The sequence below is a fragment of the Xenorhabdus entomophaga genome (genome assembly GCF_037996725.1).
In the GTDB taxonomy this organism is placed as follows: domain Bacteria; phylum Pseudomonadota; class Gammaproteobacteria; order Enterobacterales; family Enterobacteriaceae; genus Xenorhabdus; species Xenorhabdus khoisanae.
In genome coordinates this window covers 13323-29676 of the sequence record NZ_JBBMXH010000054.1, presented here as the reverse complement: position 1 = coordinate 29676, position 16354 = coordinate 13323, and the positions used below count along the sequence as shown (strand labels likewise).

At 41.8% G+C, this 16354-nt stretch carries 14 protein-coding genes, 2 pseudogenes and 1 riboswitch; of the genes and pseudogenes, 13 read left to right on the top strand and 3 right to left on the bottom strand.

From position 1 onward, the window contains the following. Positions 1-194: 194 nt before the first annotated feature. From AAC854_RS12510 to AAC854_RS12500, 3 genes are all read left to right on the top strand, one after another. Complete coding sequence (locus tag AAC854_RS12510; RefSeq protein ID WP_340617382.1) at positions 195-1880, top strand: ArnT family glycosyltransferase; 1686 nt, start codon at positions 195-197, stop codon at positions 1878-1880. Between the two features lie 319 nt (positions 1881-2199). After that, positions 2200-2894 (top strand): IS1 family transposase gene (locus AAC854_RS12505; RefSeq protein ID WP_340617381.1). Its coding sequence is split into 2 segments (ribosomal slippage): positions 2200-2446 and positions 2446-2894, totalling 696 coding nucleotides; the frame shifts between segments, so codons are not numbered across the junction. 82 nt (positions 2895-2976) lie between these two features. Next, positions 2977-3414 (top strand): hypothetical protein, encoded by a 438-nt coding sequence (locus tag AAC854_RS12500; protein WP_340617380.1) that lies wholly within the window; start codon positions 2977-2979, stop codon positions 3412-3414. A gap of 451 nt (positions 3415-3865) precedes the next feature. On the opposite strand, the gene thiQ is transcribed toward AAC854_RS12500, so the two are convergent. From thiQ to thiB, 3 genes are read right to left on the bottom strand one after another with little or no spacing between them, the layout of a single operon-like run. Continuing rightward, on the bottom strand, positions 3866-4561 hold the full coding sequence (gene thiQ / locus AAC854_RS12495) for a thiamine ABC transporter ATP-binding protein ThiQ (RefSeq protein ID WP_340617379.1): 696 nt from the start codon (positions 4559-4561) through the stop codon (positions 3866-3868). After that, positions 4554-6158 carry a thiamine/thiamine pyrophosphate ABC transporter permease ThiP gene (gene thiP / locus AAC854_RS12490; protein ID WP_340617378.1) on the bottom strand — a complete coding sequence of 535 codons (1605 nt, stop codon included), beginning with the start codon at positions 6156-6158 and terminating at the stop codon, positions 4554-4556. Before thiP ends, thiQ begins: the two co-directional genes overlap by 8 nt. Next, positions 6134-7147, bottom strand: coding sequence for a thiamine ABC transporter substrate binding subunit (thiB, locus tag AAC854_RS12485; RefSeq protein ID WP_340617377.1), 1014 nt, complete (start codon positions 7145-7147; stop codon positions 6134-6136). The genes thiP and thiB overlap by 25 nt, the downstream gene beginning before the upstream one ends. 115 nt (positions 7148-7262) lie before the next feature. Then, positions 7263-7367: riboswitch (TPP riboswitch) on the bottom strand. Positions 7368-7483: 116 nt separating this feature from the next. On the opposite strand from thiB, the gene rppH reads away from it, so the two are divergent. The 10 genes and pseudogenes from rppH to AAC854_RS24305 form a co-directional block, all read left to right on the top strand. Continuing rightward, positions 7484-8014: an RNA pyrophosphohydrolase gene (gene rppH, locus AAC854_RS12480; protein WP_340617376.1), complete on the top strand. Its 531-nt coding sequence runs from the start codon at positions 7484-7486 to the stop codon at positions 8012-8014. 9 nt (positions 8015-8023) lie between these two features. Then, positions 8024-10270 (top strand): phosphoenolpyruvate--protein phosphotransferase, encoded by a 2247-nt coding sequence (gene ptsP, locus AAC854_RS12475; protein WP_340617375.1) that lies wholly within the window; start codon positions 8024-8026, stop codon positions 10268-10270. A gap of 221 nt (positions 10271-10491) precedes the next feature. Further along, a complete protein-coding gene (gene lgt / locus AAC854_RS12470; RefSeq protein WP_340617374.1) occupies positions 10492-11412 on the top strand; it encodes a prolipoprotein diacylglyceryl transferase in 921 nt (306 codons plus the stop codon). Continuing rightward, on the top strand, positions 11409-12203 hold the full coding sequence (gene thyA / locus AAC854_RS12465) for a thymidylate synthase (protein WP_340617373.1): 795 nt from the start codon (positions 11409-11411) through the stop codon (positions 12201-12203). Before lgt ends, thyA begins: the two co-directional genes overlap by 4 nt. Before the next feature lie 290 nt (positions 12204-12493). Then, complete coding sequence (locus tag AAC854_RS12460; protein WP_340617372.1) at positions 12494-13075, top strand: prepilin peptidase-dependent protein; 582 nt, start codon at positions 12494-12496, stop codon at positions 13073-13075. Beyond that, positions 13072-13701: a prepilin peptidase-dependent protein gene (locus tag AAC854_RS12455; RefSeq protein ID WP_340617371.1), complete on the top strand. Its 630-nt coding sequence runs from the start codon at positions 13072-13074 to the stop codon at positions 13699-13701. Before AAC854_RS12460 ends, AAC854_RS12455 begins: the two co-directional genes overlap by 4 nt. Positions 13702-13708: 7 nt before the next feature. Beyond that, entirely contained in the window at positions 13709-14167 is a 459-nt protein-coding gene (locus AAC854_RS12450; protein ID WP_340617370.1) for a YgdB family protein, read from the top strand. Then, a complete protein-coding gene (locus AAC854_RS12445) occupies positions 14164-14553 on the top strand; it encodes a prepilin-type N-terminal cleavage/methylation domain-containing protein (protein WP_340617369.1) in 390 nt (129 codons plus the stop codon). Before AAC854_RS12450 ends, AAC854_RS12445 begins: the two co-directional genes overlap by 4 nt. Before the next feature lie 160 nt (positions 14554-14713). Further along, a pseudogene (locus AAC854_RS12440) lies at positions 14714-15924 on the top strand (tyrosine-type recombinase/integrase). 294 nt (positions 15925-16218) lie between these two features. Continuing rightward, positions 16219-16338, top strand: a pseudogene (locus AAC854_RS24305) (ash family protein); the annotation flags it as partial. Positions 16339-16354 lie beyond the last annotated feature (16 nt).

Genomic DNA, 16354 nt, shown 5'->3' with positions numbered 1-16354 from the left:
ATATATGTGGCAGCTCATCAAAAGAGTTAAGATTTTCTTGAATGCCGCTTCAGCAAATAGTTGGAAAGGAATAGGAAATATGAAATTCTCATAATTATGAAAAGTTATATACCTTTTGTTATTATTTTTAATTGTATAAGATGTTATCGTTTTTTATGGAGAAGATAAATATTAATTGAATCTGGTAAACATTGATGAATAATCCCAATAAACTGACTCAGACAGATATCAAAGCATTACTGTTATTTCTAGCTTTCACGTTGCTTTATTTATTACCTGGTATTTATGGACATACTCCCTGGAAACAAGATGAAAATTATAGTTTCGGTATTATTCAAACCATGTATGAAACGGGAGATTGGTTAGTACCCAAAAATGCCGGGCAACCTTTTATGGAAAAGCCCCCTCTGTATTATTGGACAGCAACCTCGTTTATACATTTATTGTCCCCTTGGCTTCCGATGCATGATGCAGCCAGAACCGCCACTTTATTTTTTTCTATAATCAACTTTTCCTTTTTCATTCTGTTATCCCGGCGTGTATTTGATGTCAGACACTTTACAGACAGCCGGATATGGATTGCTTTTGCTTTGTATGCAAGTGCTCCCGGCTTGGTTCGTCACAGTCACGATATGTTTACTGATACCTCATTGATAGCAGGAACAACCATCGGCTTATATGGCTTACTGGGATTAATCAAACAAGAAAAAACAAGTTACTCCTGTTTATGGTTAATTATCGGTACGGTTATGACATTGTTATCCAAAGGAGTATTTATTCCGGGATTATTATGGATTTGCTTGCTGCTTACCCCCATTTTTCTAAGACAGTGTCGAACTAAACAATATGGGTTAAATACTTTCTTATCAGGCGTTATTGCACTGGCATTCATCCTGCCGTGGCCAGTCATGTTGCTTATTGAACATCCTGATTTATTTAAAGTCTGGTTTTGGGATAACAATATCGGTCGCTTTTTAGGTTTCTCTGTTGAAGACCTCGGAGCCAGAGGTAATTTGACCATGATCCCCGAAGCCGTACTTTTATTTGCTCTGCCATCAGGTGTGTTGGCTTTCATCTTCATATTAATGAATCCAATCAAGTCATTTTCTGATAAACATTATTTCCTTTGCTCCGCCTTTGTTGTATTAGGTGTTGTTCTATTGCAAATATCAGCCTCTGGCCGGGCATTATATTTACTGCCTTTTATTGCACCCATGGCAATTTTAGCAACAGAGTCCTTCATTAAAATACCTCAAATAATCTATAAGTATTTAACCTTATTTTCCTCTATACTTTGGTCTGTTCTGATTATATTTTTATGGGGCTGTTATTTCTTAGCACTTTCTACGGATTATAAGCACTGGTTAACGCCACTCGGCAGATGGTTGCCAATGAGTTATCAGATACATTTTTCTGGATTTATATTTACTAGCGCTGTTTTAATTACAGCAGTATGGGTAGCCAAAAATTGGCTTATTTCCGAATCTCCCGCTTTGCGCGCCGCCCAAAACTGGGTTCTGGGTATCGCCTCTGTTTGGGGATTAGTCTTTACATTATTTGTCGGTTGGATTGACTACACCAAAGGCTATCAGGACACTTTTCTTGATTTAAAGGAGAAGTTAGCAGGGGTATATCAAGATAATGACTGCATGGCTTCATATAACATTGGCGAATCTGAAGCGCCAATGCTCTATTACTATGCCCATATTTTGCATCAACAACAGAAAACCTTTGATGCACCCAAAAAATGTGACTGGTTACTTGTTTTATTTTTATCTGAAGAGATAGATCCTGCACCTAAAGGCATGGTGTTATTTTGGCAGGGGCACAGGCCGGGTCAAGATCGTGAGAATTTGGTGGTTTATAAAAAGATGGAGTAGGGAGATAAAAATAATATAAATAAAGCGCCATTAAATGGCGCTTTATTTATAACTATAGGTAAAGTGTTTTTTATAAAAACAACTATCTTATTCAGCGTAAAAGATAAATCTATGTATTCAATATGTAGAAAATTTCATTTATTAGGATTCAATATTTTATTGTTCTGGAAAAATACCAACTTGATTCCAAGAATCAATGACAATATCTGAAACTTGCTTGCCAAATAACTTTTTTTGCATGTTTAACAGTTAAAGATGCAGGTCACGCATTCAACCCGTTGATGGTTGTGTATAATCGCCATTTTTTCGGAGAGATTAAATGGCAACAGTTGAAGTAAAATGTCGATTTTGTCAGCAAACGGAATTCGTCAAAAAGCATGGTAAAGGCGATGCCGGTCACCAACGCTATCGCTGTTTCTCTTGCAACCGAACCTTCCAATTGGAATACGCCTATCGAGCGTGTCAAGCGGGTATAAAAGAACAAGTCGTTGATCTTGCCATGAACAACGCAGGAATTCGTGATACTGCACATGCATTGCATATCAGTATTAATGCTGTCGTCCGCGTTTTAAAAAACTCAAACCGCGATGCGTAACGACACTCCCGCTGGATAATGTCAACGTTCAGCTTATTTGTGAAGTTGACGAAATGTGGTCATTTATCGGGAATAAAAGATGCCAACGCTGGCTATGGTATGCTTGGGAGCCTCGATTGAAACGGATCATTGCGCATACGTTTGGAACGAGAAACAAGAAGACGCTCAGGAAACTTCTCAAGAAGCTCGCCTCGTTCAAGGTCGTGTTCTGGTGTACCGATAATTTCAAGGCTTACAACCTATTACCAGAAAGCCAGCACCTCATCGGAAAGACGTTCACTCAACGTATTGAACGGGAGAATTTGACTTTGCGCACCCGAATTAAACGACTCAATCGCAAGACACTGGGTTATTCTAAGTCATCAGAAAGACACGATAAAGTCATCGGAACCTTTATTGAACGTGAATACTATGTTTAATACCAATCAACGGATTGAATGCATGACTGGGCAGAAGCTGAATTGAAAACACGATTAAATTCTAATAAATAGGATGTAAATTATGCTATCTAGTAAAGTAAAAAAATATCTTAATGATCAAGGGTGGTGGGATGATTCTATCCACCCAGAATATCTGAATGCTTTAGTTAGTTTAAATGTCGATTTAGAATCTGATTTTGCTCAATTTTACTTACATGCTGAGGATGGCCCGACATTTCATAGTAGACATCGTGAAATTTACCAAATCTGTTGGTTTATTATTAATAGCGATTATGCTTCAGATATAAAATTTACTCATAAATTGCTTCGTTGTTCAGAAGAATATATTCCTTTAGATAGTTTCGAAGGTGAATATGGAGTTTTCTATAATAGAAAAACTGGAGAGGTGTTAGAAATAGGCTTAGGGCAAGAAATGCTCGATTTTTACGAAGGGAAATTCAAACCTCAATGGAAAGATTTTAACTCATTTCTTGAGTGGTATTTTGAGCTAACGGATTAGTCACATCCATAATAATAAGGCAGTCAGATTATCATGATCTTTCTGCCTTCATAAAATGAATAATATTATTATATTAATCAATGAGATGAAGTCCAACATTCTACACCTATTTTGGAAAATTATTTCGTCGAAAATTTCTATATGATTATCATACGCCTTAATATCTTACTGCTTTTAGGCTTTCTGTGGCAGGTATGAGGTTTATGATAAAGAGTAGGTTACTATCAGTAAAATTAAGGAAATACTACTCAAAAAAACAATCCCATAAATGGGCTTCCGGTATGGCATGGTTGTTTAGTTACCGTAGGTTTTGAAAAAATGAAGATTAATATAGAATTCAAATATGAAGATTAACCTGAAAGTGATCTCGGCATAGTGAAATGAGTCCATAAAATTGAACAATTAACGGCCAGTGTTTGTATGTAGTAATTCACAAAATCAGGATCATGATTCAACCTATCCCCAAAATCGCCGCTTCAGCCGCTTCTCCACTCATCAATTTCTCTGTTGCACCATCATAATGAATTTTCCCATCCACAATCAGTAAAGAACGCGGAGCGATTTTTGCTGCGTCATCGAGATTATGAGACACCATCAATAGAGTGATTTGGCGTTCACGACAGATTTGATCCAGCAACTCCAGCATTTCATTACGTAAAGCAGGATCAAGCGCTGAAAAGGGTTCATCCAGCAATAAAATAGGCTGATGGCGAACCAAGCAACGCGCTAATGCTGCGCGTTGTCGTTGACCGCCAGAAAGTTGAGCGGGTAAGCGAGAGAGGCATTCCTCCAGCGATACCTGAGTAGCGATCTGCTGGAGTGTTTGCTTTTGTTCGGTATTTAAGCGCAATCCGGGGTGTAAACCTAAACCGATATTTTGCGCAATGGTTAAATGGGAAAACAGATTGTTTTCCTGAAACAACATAGAAACGGGCCGTTTGGAAGGAGGAGTATTCGTATGATCTTCATTATTCAGCCATATTTTGCCATGCTCAGGAAATTGGAAGCCCGCCATTAAACTTAATAAGGTGCTTTTGCCTGCTCCGCTTGGGCCGAGGATCGCAATGCGTTCCCCGGCTTTAACGTTCACGTCAAACTGCATGGCAAGATGTTCGTAAGTATAAGTGACATTATCGAGTTTAATCATGGCGTCGGCTCGGTAGACGTTCAATAACAGTGAATAAAATAAAGCAGAGAAGAAGCAATAAGAAAGCGGTGACTGCACCATCCTGACTGCGGTATGCCCCAATTTGTTGATAAAGATAGAAGGGCAGAGTACGGAAACCTTCGTTGCCAAATAGTGCAACAACACCAAAATCACCAATTGACAGTACACAGGCGAAAGCCAGTGCTTGTGCCAATGGGATTTTCAGTGCCTTAAGCTCGATGAGACGCAGCCGATGAATCCCCTGAATATTGAGGGAAAAGCACAGGGGGTTGTAGCGTTCAGCCAGATCGCGCATTGGATTTTCTAATACTTTTAGAGCATAAGGGATCGCCATCAGTGCGTTGGTCAAGATAACCAATCCGTAAGGTGATTGGGGAATGCCAATGGTTGTGTTCAATAGAAGGAAAAAGCCGGTAGCAAGAACAATGCCCGGCATGGCAAGAATCAGCAAACCGCTGGTTTCCATCGCTTGGCCCCAGCGAGATAAATGACGTAAACGTAATTCGCGGCTGCTCCATAGCAGCATCATGGTTAACACGACACAGAGTAATCCGGCACCCAGTGCAATAACGATGGAAGTGATAAGAGCCTGCCATAAAGCGGGCTGGCTCAAGACAGTAAAAATACTCAGGTTCAGTCCATCGACAATGACGGCTAGCAAAGGAGGCAGCAGAAGCAGTAATGCCATGCAAATGAGTAAACCATCAGTGAGTTTTCTCAGCCATGAATCCTGTGGATTACGCCATTTTTGTTGATGACCATAACCGACAGAAAAGGTGCCTTTGAGTTTTTGGCTAAGTAATACCAAACTGAGGCAGCAAAAAAGTTGTATTAAGGCGAGCAGGGCAGCCTGAGAGAGATCGTAGTCATAACTGATTGCCTGATAAATAGCCAGCTCGATAGTGGTAGCCGCAGGGCCGCCACCCAATGCGAGTACTGTGGCGAAACTGGCAAAGCACAGCATGAAAATCAGTGCGGCTGTCGGTAAAATTTGGCGGCGCAGATAAGGCCACTCCACAAAACGAAAATGTTGCCATTCACTCATACCAAGCTGGGCAGCAAGTTGCCTCTGTTCGATGGCAATATTTTCCAGAGATTGCAGCAACAAGCGTGTTGCCATCGGCATATTAAAGAAAATATGCGCCAGTAGAATTCCTTGCAACCCATAAGGTGTAAAACGGTATTCAACCCCTATCCATTGGGAAATATTTGCCAGCCAGCCGGTTTGACCATAAACAGTGAGAATACCAAACAGAGCGACTAAAACAGGAAGGATCAATGTCATCGCGCATAAGCGCAGAAACAGCATTTTGCCCGGAAAATGGCGGCGATAAAGCGCCCTTGCCAGGAAAATAGCGGGTATTACCGATAATACGGCAGATAAGAATGCTTGCCAGAAGGTGAACTGAATGACATGCCAGAGATAACTGTCATGCAAGAATGTCTGCCAGTCGCTTTCAGGCGCATTGAACCACAGCGTCCCAAATGCTGACAGGGCAACAATAATTAACAGGCCGGAGGCAATAACCCCCGGCAATATCCAACCCGCAATTAACGGCTGACAGCGCTTTGCCATATACGGATCCATTTGGTACGGTGTTTTGCCACATCATCTGCATTGAATAGCAGGGATTTTTCAGGAACTGTGAGTTGCTTGAAAACCTCAGGCAAAGGAATATCAATCACGGGGTACATCCATTGGGTCGTCGGGAGGGTTTGCTGGAATGCCGGCGATACCATGAAATTCATGAACTTTTGGGCTAGTTCAGGCTGTTTGCTTGAGGCTAATTGAGCTGCGACTTCAATCTGCAAATAATGCCCTTCCTCAAATATCGCCGCCGCATAGTTGTCTTTTTTCTCTGACATGATGTGATAACCCGGTGAAGTGGTATAGCTCAGCACCATATCACCTTCGCCCTTCAGGAACAGGCCATAGGCTTCACTCCACCCTTTCGTGACAGTAAGTGTCTTTTTGGCTACTTTCTGCCACTCCTGCGCGGTGTTATCGCCATAGAGCTCCTGCATCCAGAGCAGGAAGCCCAAGCCCGGAGTGCTGGTGCGCGGGTCTTGATAAATAATCTTCCAGTTCTGGTGACTATTGATTAATTCATCCATACTTTTTGGTGGATGAGGTAGGGTGTTCTTGTTGTAAATGAAGGCAAAGTAACCGTAATCGTAAGGAATAAATGTTGTATTGCTCCATGAGATGGGTAATTTCAGTTTTGATACATCAACATGGCTTGGTGCGAACAATCCTGTTTGTTGGGCGGCTTGGATCAAGTTGTTATCCAATCCCAGTACGATATCTGCTGATGTTTTTTTGCCTTCCATTCTCAAACGGTTCAGTAGGGATACACCATCTTCCAGAGCAACAAGTTTCAGTTCACAACCACATTCTGCTTCAAAGGCTTTTTTAATGGCTGGGCCAGCTCCCCATTCAGAGGCAAATGAATCATAAGTGTAAACTGTCAATATTGGCTTCGATTGAGATGCTTGGGCAAAGACACAGGCAGAAATCGATAGCGTACTGATGGCGATAAAACTGAAAAATAATTTCTTAAACACTTTGCTCTCCTGTAGTTATGAACATTAGTTGTGGACATTAGCCATTAACGTTCGTTATTAGCCGATTGGCAAAGGATCTGAGAAGGTGCTAAATGAAAATTACTTATTTTATATCAATGATTAGCGTCTCAAATCCCTACGCCGGTACTAACCGGTTCAGGTTCGACGGGTTTGTTCTCAGCAAAACTGTTTCATTACAGCCGCACCCCGTTGAGATGGCGGTATTGTAGAGACTTAGGCTACGTCTGCAAAGTCCAATCATAGAGGTTTACCGCTTGAGATGAGTGTGAAACAATTAGCCATCTTTTCAAATGTATTTTATCAAGAGGTAGTCTGGTGATCGATGATGATGGCTACCGCCCGAATGTAGGAATTGTAATTTGTAATCGCCAAGGGCAAGTTCTGTGGGCCCGCCGTTATGGGCAGCATTCCTGGCAGTTTCCTCAGGGGGGTATCAATCCGGGGGAATCACCAGAACAAGCGATGTATCGCGAGTTGTTCGAAGAAGTTGGTTTAAGTCGCAAAGATGTACGGGTTCTCGCCTCGACCCGTAGTTGGTTGCGTTACAAATTACCCAAGCGTTTGGTGCGTTGGGATACAAAGCCTGTTTGTATTGGGCAAAAGCAACGCTGGTTTTTATTGCAGTTGCTGTGTAATGAAGCAGATATTAATGTGCAGCGCAGTAAAACGCCGGAATTTGATGGCTGGCGTTGGGTTAGTTATTGGTATCCTGTCCGGCAAGTGGTTTCTTTTAAACGGGATGTATACCGCCGCGTGATGAAAGAATTTTCTTCCATTGTGATGCCAATACAGGAATCTGCTTCACAGATACATTCACCTTATTTACATCGTCGTAGAAGAAGTTAGGTAATTGTTATGCTCACGCGCTTACGGGAAATTGTCGAAAAAGTGGCTATGACAGCTAATTTATCTGAAGCGCTTGAGCTGTTGGTCAATGAAACTTGTCAGGCAATGAACACGGATGTCTGTTCTATTTATCTGGCAGATCATCAGCGGCATTGTTATTACCTAATGGCAACCAAAGGGTTGAAAAAACCCAGGGGTCAAGCGATCAGTCTGGCCTTTGATGAAGGCGTCGTGGGTGAAGTCGGACGTTTGTCTGAATTAATCAACCTCGCAGATGTTAGAGAACATCCTAGTTTCAAATATATCCCCCAAGTCAAGGAAGAAAGCCTGCGGGCTTTTTTAGGTGTGCCTATTATTTATCGCCGTCAGTTACAGGGAATATTAGTTGTTCAGCAACTTGAACGGCGGCTGTTTGATGAAAGTGAAGAATCTTTCATGGTAACACTGGCGACACAGCTTGGTGTTATTCTTGCTCAGGCGCAGATAAAAGGGCTATTTGGTCAGTACCGTCAGACCCGTATTAAGGCTCTCGCTATTTCTAATGGCATAGTTATGGCTCAGGGATGGCAAGATCGCTCACAACCTTTGCTGGATCAGGTCTCTGAGGCATTAACGCTGGATTATCAGGCTGAACGGTCAAGACTGACTCGGGCCCTGGAACAAACTACAGCGGAATGTCGCCGGATTAGCAAGCGTTTCACTGTGAGTTCACAGAAAGAAAGTGCTGCCATTTTTGATCTCTATGCTCATTTATTAAATGATCCCCAACTCAAGCAAGATCTGTTTTATTCCGTCGATAATGGTTTCATGGCGGAATGGGCGATCAAAGCCGTGATTGAAAAATACGCCGAACAGTTTGCCAGCTTGCAAGATCCCTATATGCGAGAAAGAGCATCTGATCTGCGGGCACTCGGGCAGCGGGTATTATTTCATCTGGATGATTCTTTCGCTGGCGCTGGTCAATGGCCGGAACGCTTTATTCTGGTTGCTGATGAGCTTAGTGCCAATTTGTTGGCTGAAATGCCGCAAGAACAGTTAGTTGGCGTGATTGTGCGTGACGGCGCGACGCATTCCCACTCTGCGATACTGGTTCGGGCGATGGGGATCCCAGCTATTATGGGAGCGGATATCCAGCCTGAACTACTGCATAACCGGACGCTTATCCTTGATGGCTATCGCGGAGAGATTTTCGTTGAGCCAGAGCCGCTTATCGCTCAGGAATACCGGCAGATCATTGAAGAAGAACACGTCCTCAGCAAGCTGGCCGAAGGTGAACAGCAGCAGCAAGCACAGCTCAAGAGTGGTGAACGCGTTTTAGTACAACTTAATGCCGGCCTGAGTTTAAAACATGAGCAGCAAATAGCGGATAGTATTGATGGCGTCGGGCTATACCGCACAGAAATCCCCTTTATGCTGCATAGCGGTTTTCCATCAGAAGATGAGCAAAAAAATCGTTATCAGGAGATGCTGGCGCTTTTTCCTGATAAGCCTGTTGTGTTGAGAACACTGGATATTGGTGCAGACAAACAACTTCCTTATATGCCCATTAGTGAAGATAATCCCTGTCTCGGCTGGAGAGGAATTCGTATCACTCTGGATCAGCCTGAGATTTTTCTCATTCAGCTTAGGGCGATGCTGAAAGCCAATATACACACCGGCAATCTAAAAATACTTTTGCCAATGGTGACAAGTATTGAGGAAATTGATGAAGCCCGAAAACTGATTGAAAGAGCGAAAGTTGAGGTTGAGCAAACCATCTCTGACATAATCCCTATGCCTCAGATTGGTATCATGATTGAAGTGCCATCTACGATTTTTCTGTTGCCGCAGTTAAAGAAGCGGGTTGATTTTGTCTCTATTGGCACGAATGACTTAACCCAGTATTTACTCGCAGTGGATCGCAACAATACCCATGTCGCCTCACTATATGATAATTTACACCCTGCGGTGATTAGGGCGCTAAAACTGGCCTTTGATGAATGCCAACGCCTTGATCTTCCTATCAGCATATGTGGTGAAATGGCGGGTTTACCGATGGGGGCATTAATATTGCTTGGTTTAGGTTATCGTAGCCTGAGCATGAGTGGCCGAAGTGTTCCACGCACCAAATATTTGTTGCGCCAATTGGATGTTAACAAACTCGAAAGTCTTATAGATGTGGTACTGAAAGCCGAAACCAGCCAGCAGGTAAAAACTTTGTCAGCCGAGTTTATGGAATCGCATGGGCTGGGAGGATTAATCCGAGGCGGTATTTAGCCTTAAACCAGCTCAAAACCTCTTGGAATAGGCACTGGAGTTAATTCAAAAACACCGTAAATTTTATGTCTGAAATTCTATGTCTGACGATAAGGGCGGAGAACAGTCACTTGGCTATGCTATTATTTGTCTCGAGTTATTCAAGCAAAATAATTTATTCGCATAAGATAATTTATCTGCCACATCATTCATTCACACAACATTACTTTTAGCGGGGAACGATGAGCACTAGCTATCTGGAATTTCCTAAAATTGACCCTGTCATATTTTCAATCGGGCCCGTATCCCTCCACTGGTACGGTTTTATGTATCTGGTTGGCTTTGTTTTTGCTATGTGGTTGGCAAATCGCCGTGCAGCAAAACCAAACAGTGGCTGGAACAAAACTGAAGTTGAAAATTTGCTGTATGCAGGGTTTGTCGGGGTTTTCGTCGGTGGACGCCTCGGTTACGTTCTGTTTTATAACCTGCCAATGTTCCTTGATAACCCTCTTTATCTGTTTAAGGTTTGGGATGGCGGCATGTCCTTCCACGGTGGGCTGGTAGGGGTTATCTGCGCCATGTGGTGGTTTTCCCGCCGGACTAAACGTCATTTCTTACAGGTCTCTGATTTCATTGCTCCATTGGTTCCTTTTGGTTTGGGCATGGGGCGTATCGGTAACTTTATCAATGGCGAACTGTGGGGACGTGTCACGCTTGATACGCCATGGGCGATGTTGTTCCCGAGTTCCCGCAGCGAAGATATCGCATTGGCGACAACTGATCCTTCTTTATGGCCGATTTTGGAAAAATATGGTGTCCTGCCTCGCCATCCGTCACAGTTATACGAGATGGTGCTTGAAGGCATTGTGCTGTTTATCATCCTCAATTTATTTATCCGTAAATCACGTCCGATGGGAAGCGTTTCAGGCCTGTTCCTGATTGGTTACGGCGCATTCCGTATAATAGTTGAATTTTTCCGCCAGCCTGATGCGCAGCTCGGGTTGTTTGAAGGAATTAGTATGGGGCAAATCCTTTCTGTTCCAATGATTCTGGTCGGAATTTTAATGATGGTATGGGCGTATAAAAGCCCTGGCAACAATTCCCGAAACGACAATTCCCGAAACGACAAAGCTCGAAACAACAAGATACAAGAGGCAAAATGAAACAGTATCTGGATTTAATGAAAAAAGTGCTGGAAGAAGGCACGGCAAAAGATGATCGTACCGGTACGGGAACTCTCTCTATCTTTGGTCATCAGATGCGTTTCAATTTGCAAGAAGGTTTCCCGCTGGTAACAACCAAGCGTTGTCATCTTCGCTCCATCATCCATGAACTGCTTTGGTTCTTAAATGGTGATACCAATACCCAATATCTGCATGATAATGGCGTGACCATCTGGGATGAATGGGCTGACGAAAATGGCGATTTGGGGCCTGTTTACGGTAAACAATGGCGCGCCTGGGGCTCGGCGGATGGTCGCCAGATCGATCAATTAACCCAAGTTCTTGAACAATTGAAAAATGATCCTGATTCACGCCGGATTATTGTTTCCGCATGGAATGTTGGTGAGTTGGATAAAATGGCATTGGCGCCATGCCATGCTTTTTTCCAATTCTATGTGGCCGATGGCAAACTGTCCTGCCAGCTTTACCAGCGTTCCTGTGATGTGTTTTTAGGATTGCCATTCAACATTGCCAGCTATGCTTTGTTAGTACATATGATGGCTCAACAGTGTGATCTTGAAGTGGGTGATTTTGTTTGGACAGGTGGAGATACCCATCTTTACAGCAATCATATGGAACAAACTAACCTTCAGTTAAGCCGTGAGCCACGCGCATTACCTAAATTGGTTATTAAGCGCAAGCCTGATTCATTGTTTGATTATCGATTCGAAGACTTTGAAATTGTGGGTTATGATCCACATCCGGGCATCAAAGCCCCAGTCGCGATTTAAGAAACGATACCAATAGTTTCTTAACGTAATACCAAATTATTAAAGAGCGGGTTTTGCCTGCTCTTTTTACATTTATCGTCAGAGGTTCTCAATATTAAAAATTAGCTGCCTGTCATTTTTGCGTGTTGTCTCTCAAATAAAATGAAAGAAATTATTTTGTCGTTATTTTTCCCTGAAAGCTCTTCGCATAATGCAATAAATCGCCTTTCTATTTTTCTATGGATCAAAGATATTTTCGCCGAAAGAAGCATTCCTTAATTATAAAATGAATCGGCGTATAAGAGATTAATATGGGGAAAATTATTAAGACGACAAATACTAAGGTAGAAAATTATCCCGAAAGTAGCTTATTAAATTGTAAAGAAAAGAGGCGAGTAAACAGTCCTGAGCAATCAGGATTCACATTATTAGAGTTATTGATAGCGATGCTCATTATTTCCATTAGTTTATCTTATGGGCTGTATTATTGGGGGCAATATCAAAACCGCCTACGCTTGCAATCAGCGGTGCATAATGTTTTGTCCTTTATGGAAAGGCAACAGGCTTTGGCAAATTATCTGAATCAGGATCGTACGTTATGGTTAATCATGGGGAGTTCTTGGTGTCTGGTATCTTCTGTAACCAAGTTATCTGATTGTAGTGCAGAACATGGAGAACGGGTCAATTCTCCTCATGGTGATGTATTTTTGGCATCATCTACGACTGAGCGCATTGATTTTTATGGCATTAGGAACACGGCAATGCCGGCCAGTTTCATACTGGCAAATTCTGCTGATGAAATTAGTATTGTAATTTCGGGACGCGGTCGGATTAGAACGTGCAGTAATACAATTAGCCAACTTCCTGATTGTGAGGGAATAAAAAATCCATGATGCTGGCTACTTTTCGCTTTAAAACTGCGTTCTGTTTTAAACAAAAACAGGCAGGGTTTTCTTTGTTAGAAATAATGGTAGCCATGTTGATTAGTAGTGTTATTTTTATTGCCATGACCAAAACTTATCCGGTTTTGTCTGGTCAGGTTTTCGATCTCTATCGTAAATATCGGCTGCATTATTTGGTGAATAGAACCGTTTATTTGATGGAAAAAGATATTCGGCGGGCAGGTTATTGTCAGGATAAAAAACAGTGTGAAGGTGAGCCATTGGTGATTAAAAATAAGAATACAGAACCTGCCAGCTCCTGTTTTATTGTCGCTTTTGATCTCAATTTAAATAATCGATGGGAAAAACCTGATCATATTGAGTCCGAGTTTTTTGGCTATCGCCTGAATAACCGGGCGCTTGAATGGAAAAGAGGGGTGGATAATTGTCAGGAAAATGGTTGGGAAAGGTTATTTGATCCTAAAGAGATTGTGATTGATGCCTTTCACCTTGAAAAATCACAGGCAAAAAAAGGGCTGATTTTTGTCACTCTATCCATTCAAGCTCATTGGCTGAAATCTTCATCTATTGCCTATCATCACCAAACGACAATCCGGCTACGTAATGTCAGGGAATAAAAAAGATATGGCAAACAAGCAGCAGGGAAATATTTTGCTGGTATCGATAATAATGTTATTGGCATTGAGCTTAATGATGTTGAAAGCGCTCCATTATCAACAGGAGAATGCGATGCTTATGATGATGGATGAACAACATTATCTGAATGCTTTTCTGCGGGCGGAATCCTCATTGGCATGGGGAAAGGTACAGCCATGGCAAATCAATCAGCAAGAAATAGACGATTGGTTTTGTTTGCAACAGACAGAGTTTAATTTGAAAAGCTGTTTAAGACGTTATTCAGATGAGCTTTTTTTATTAAAAGGAATAGCTCCATTCACCTCAGGGGAAAATATTGAACTTTATCAATGGATGAAACAGATGAAACAATTAAATCAGGATACACTTATTTCTGTTGGACTGATTCCTGTTGAAAGTGGTTGGTTGGATTTTTGCCCTGTTCCTCAGGTTGAATTTTGCTTATGAAAAGAAACCTTCACCTCGGGCGACAAGAAGGCATGAGCCTGCCAGAAGTTCTGGTGGCATCTGTTGTATTTGCGATCTCGTTATTGGGATTAATGCGCTACCATCAGGCATTGTCAGCAAATTTTCAGCAATATTGGGGGCAACTTAAGGCAATCCGTTATGCTCATGAACAGTTGGAACAGTATGAACGTTTGGAAGGGCAAATAAGTCCAGATAAAACAGAGGGAGAAACGGCGTCAGGGCTGAAATGGAAAATGGAGTTTCAACGCGAGTTTCACTCTTTGGAATGCTTTCAGGTAACGGTTAAATTGACAGTATATTACAATAAATCAAGTAAATTAGAACGCTGGTTTTGTGCAAGTGGGAAACATCAAACTGATATCTAATATAGTCTACCAAAGTAAATTAATTAAATTAAAATCAGTTTGTTACGTTGTTTTTATTCTATTGTGGTCTACTGCTATCTTTCTAAATATCTGCAATTTATTGTATAGTATTTTGTATAGAATTTCCCTACACAACTTTCCTATACAATATCGGTGATTTATGAAGCTGACAGATTTGGCAATCAAGCGAGCCAAACCAAAGGAAAAACCCTATACATTGGCGGATGGCAATGGACTATCTTTATTGGTTGATACCAATGGTTCCAAAGGCTGGCGTTATCGTTATCAATTTGCGGGTAAAACTAAAATGATTTCATTAGGCGTTTATCCAGTAGTAACACTCACCGAAGCCAGAACCAAACGCGATGAAGCAAGAAAGCTAGTTGCTAATGGACTTAATCCCAGTGAAGTAAGAAAAACCGAAAAGATATCCGCAGCAAACCAGATAGCAAACACCTTTGAAAATATAACTCTTGAATGGTACGAAAAGCGTAAAGACAGATGGTCAGCTTCTTATGCAATAGAAATGATGGAAACATTTGAAAAAGATGTTTTTTCCTATATAGGCAATAGACCGATTACTGAGATTAAGCCAATGGAACTTATGGCTGTTTTATCGAGGTTGAATGATCGGGGAGCGACAGAAAAACTTCAAAAGGTTCGCCAACGCTGTGGGGAAGTATGGCGATATGCAGTAGCTATAGGAAGAGCTGAATATAATCCCGCACCTGATTTAGTGTCTGCTTTTGTTGCACATAAAAAGGAACATTACCCATTTTAAATGCTGATGAGATACATGAATTCTATAAGGCTTTAAATGCGTATACAGGGAGTTTTATCGTAAAGATGGGAATGCGTTTACAAATGATTATTGGTGTTCGCCCTGGTGAATTGCGTAAAGCTGAATGGTTAGAAATTGATTTTGATAAAGCTCAATGGGAGATACCAGCCGAAAAAATGAAAATGCGCCGCCCTCATATTATCCCATTATCGAGACAGGCTATTGATATTTTGGAACAGATAAAACCCATTACAGGACAAGGGAAATATGTTTTTCAGGGCAGGATTAATCAAACTCAACCAATGAGTGCAATGACAGTAAACGTATTAATTAAGCGCATTGGATATGCAGGAAGAGCTACAGGACATGGCTTCCGTCACACCATGAGCACTATCTTGCACGAACAAAACTATAATTCTGCTTGGATTGAAACACAGCTTGCTCATGTTGATAAGAATTCTATTCGTGGCACATATAACCACGCTCAGTATATTGATGGCCGCAGGGAAATGCTTCAATGGTATGCTGACTATATGGAAGCATTAGAGAACGGTAATAATGTCGTACACGGAAAATTTAAGCGAGCATAGACCGCCAACAACAGACAGAGCCAGCCAGTAAAAGGTGTATATGTGCTGAGCAGAGCACGCAGCTGTAACAGGCGATTTCACTACCCAAGAAAATAGCCGTTACAAAAATAGTAATCATTATTTCTTTACTTTGTCATCAAGCATTGGCTATATTGCGCTTGCACCAGCAAAATCTGGTGTCAGGATTGAGACCCTGATAATAGAAAAGGCGACACATGACGCGCCAAGCGTCTTTTTTATGTCGCAGCATTACAGCACCTTTCATTTAGTAAGGCGTTATTTGCCTATACAAATTCAATGGTGATGCTGATGGGGCAGCCTTCGGGCTGGCTGGTTTCCTTTTCTGCCAGTAGTCTCAACCCTGTCAGCGTCACCGCCCCCATAGAGATTGAGACCTCTCGCGGTGACTCCTTAGAAAAAGAAAAGGAGA

Bases quoted from the DNA above. Each gene is read 5' to 3' on its own strand.
- AAC854_RS12510 (WP_340617382.1), top strand. From the start codon at position 195: ATGAATAATCCCAATAAACTGACTCAGACAGATATCAAAGCATTACTG.
- AAC854_RS12500 (WP_340617380.1), top strand. From the start codon at position 2,977: ATGCTATCTAGTAAAGTAAAAAAATATCTTAATGATCAAGGGTGGTGG.
- thiQ (WP_340617379.1), bottom strand. From the start codon at position 4,561: ATGATTAAACTCGATAATGTCACTTATACTTACGAACATCTTGCCATG.
- thiP (WP_340617378.1), bottom strand. From the start codon at position 6,158: ATGGCAAAGCGCTGTCAGCCGTTAATTGCGGGTTGGATATTGCCGGGG.
- ptsP (WP_340617375.1), top strand. From the start codon at position 8,024: ATGCTCACGCGCTTACGGGAAATTGTCGAAAAAGTGGCTATGACAGCT.
- lgt (WP_340617374.1), top strand. From the start codon at position 10,492: ATGAGCACTAGCTATCTGGAATTTCCTAAAATTGACCCTGTCATATTT.
- thyA (WP_340617373.1), top strand. From the start codon at position 11,409: ATGAAACAGTATCTGGATTTAATGAAAAAAGTGCTGGAAGAAGGCACG.
- AAC854_RS12460 (WP_340617372.1), top strand. From the start codon at position 12,494: ATGGGGAAAATTATTAAGACGACAAATACTAAGGTAGAAAATTATCCC.
- AAC854_RS12455 (WP_340617371.1), top strand. From the start codon at position 13,072: ATGATGCTGGCTACTTTTCGCTTTAAAACTGCGTTCTGTTTTAAACAA.
- AAC854_RS12450 (WP_340617370.1), top strand. From the start codon at position 13,709: ATGGCAAACAAGCAGCAGGGAAATATTTTGCTGGTATCGATAATAATG.
- AAC854_RS12445 (WP_340617369.1), top strand. From the start codon at position 14,164: ATGAAAAGAAACCTTCACCTCGGGCGACAAGAAGGCATGAGCCTGCCA.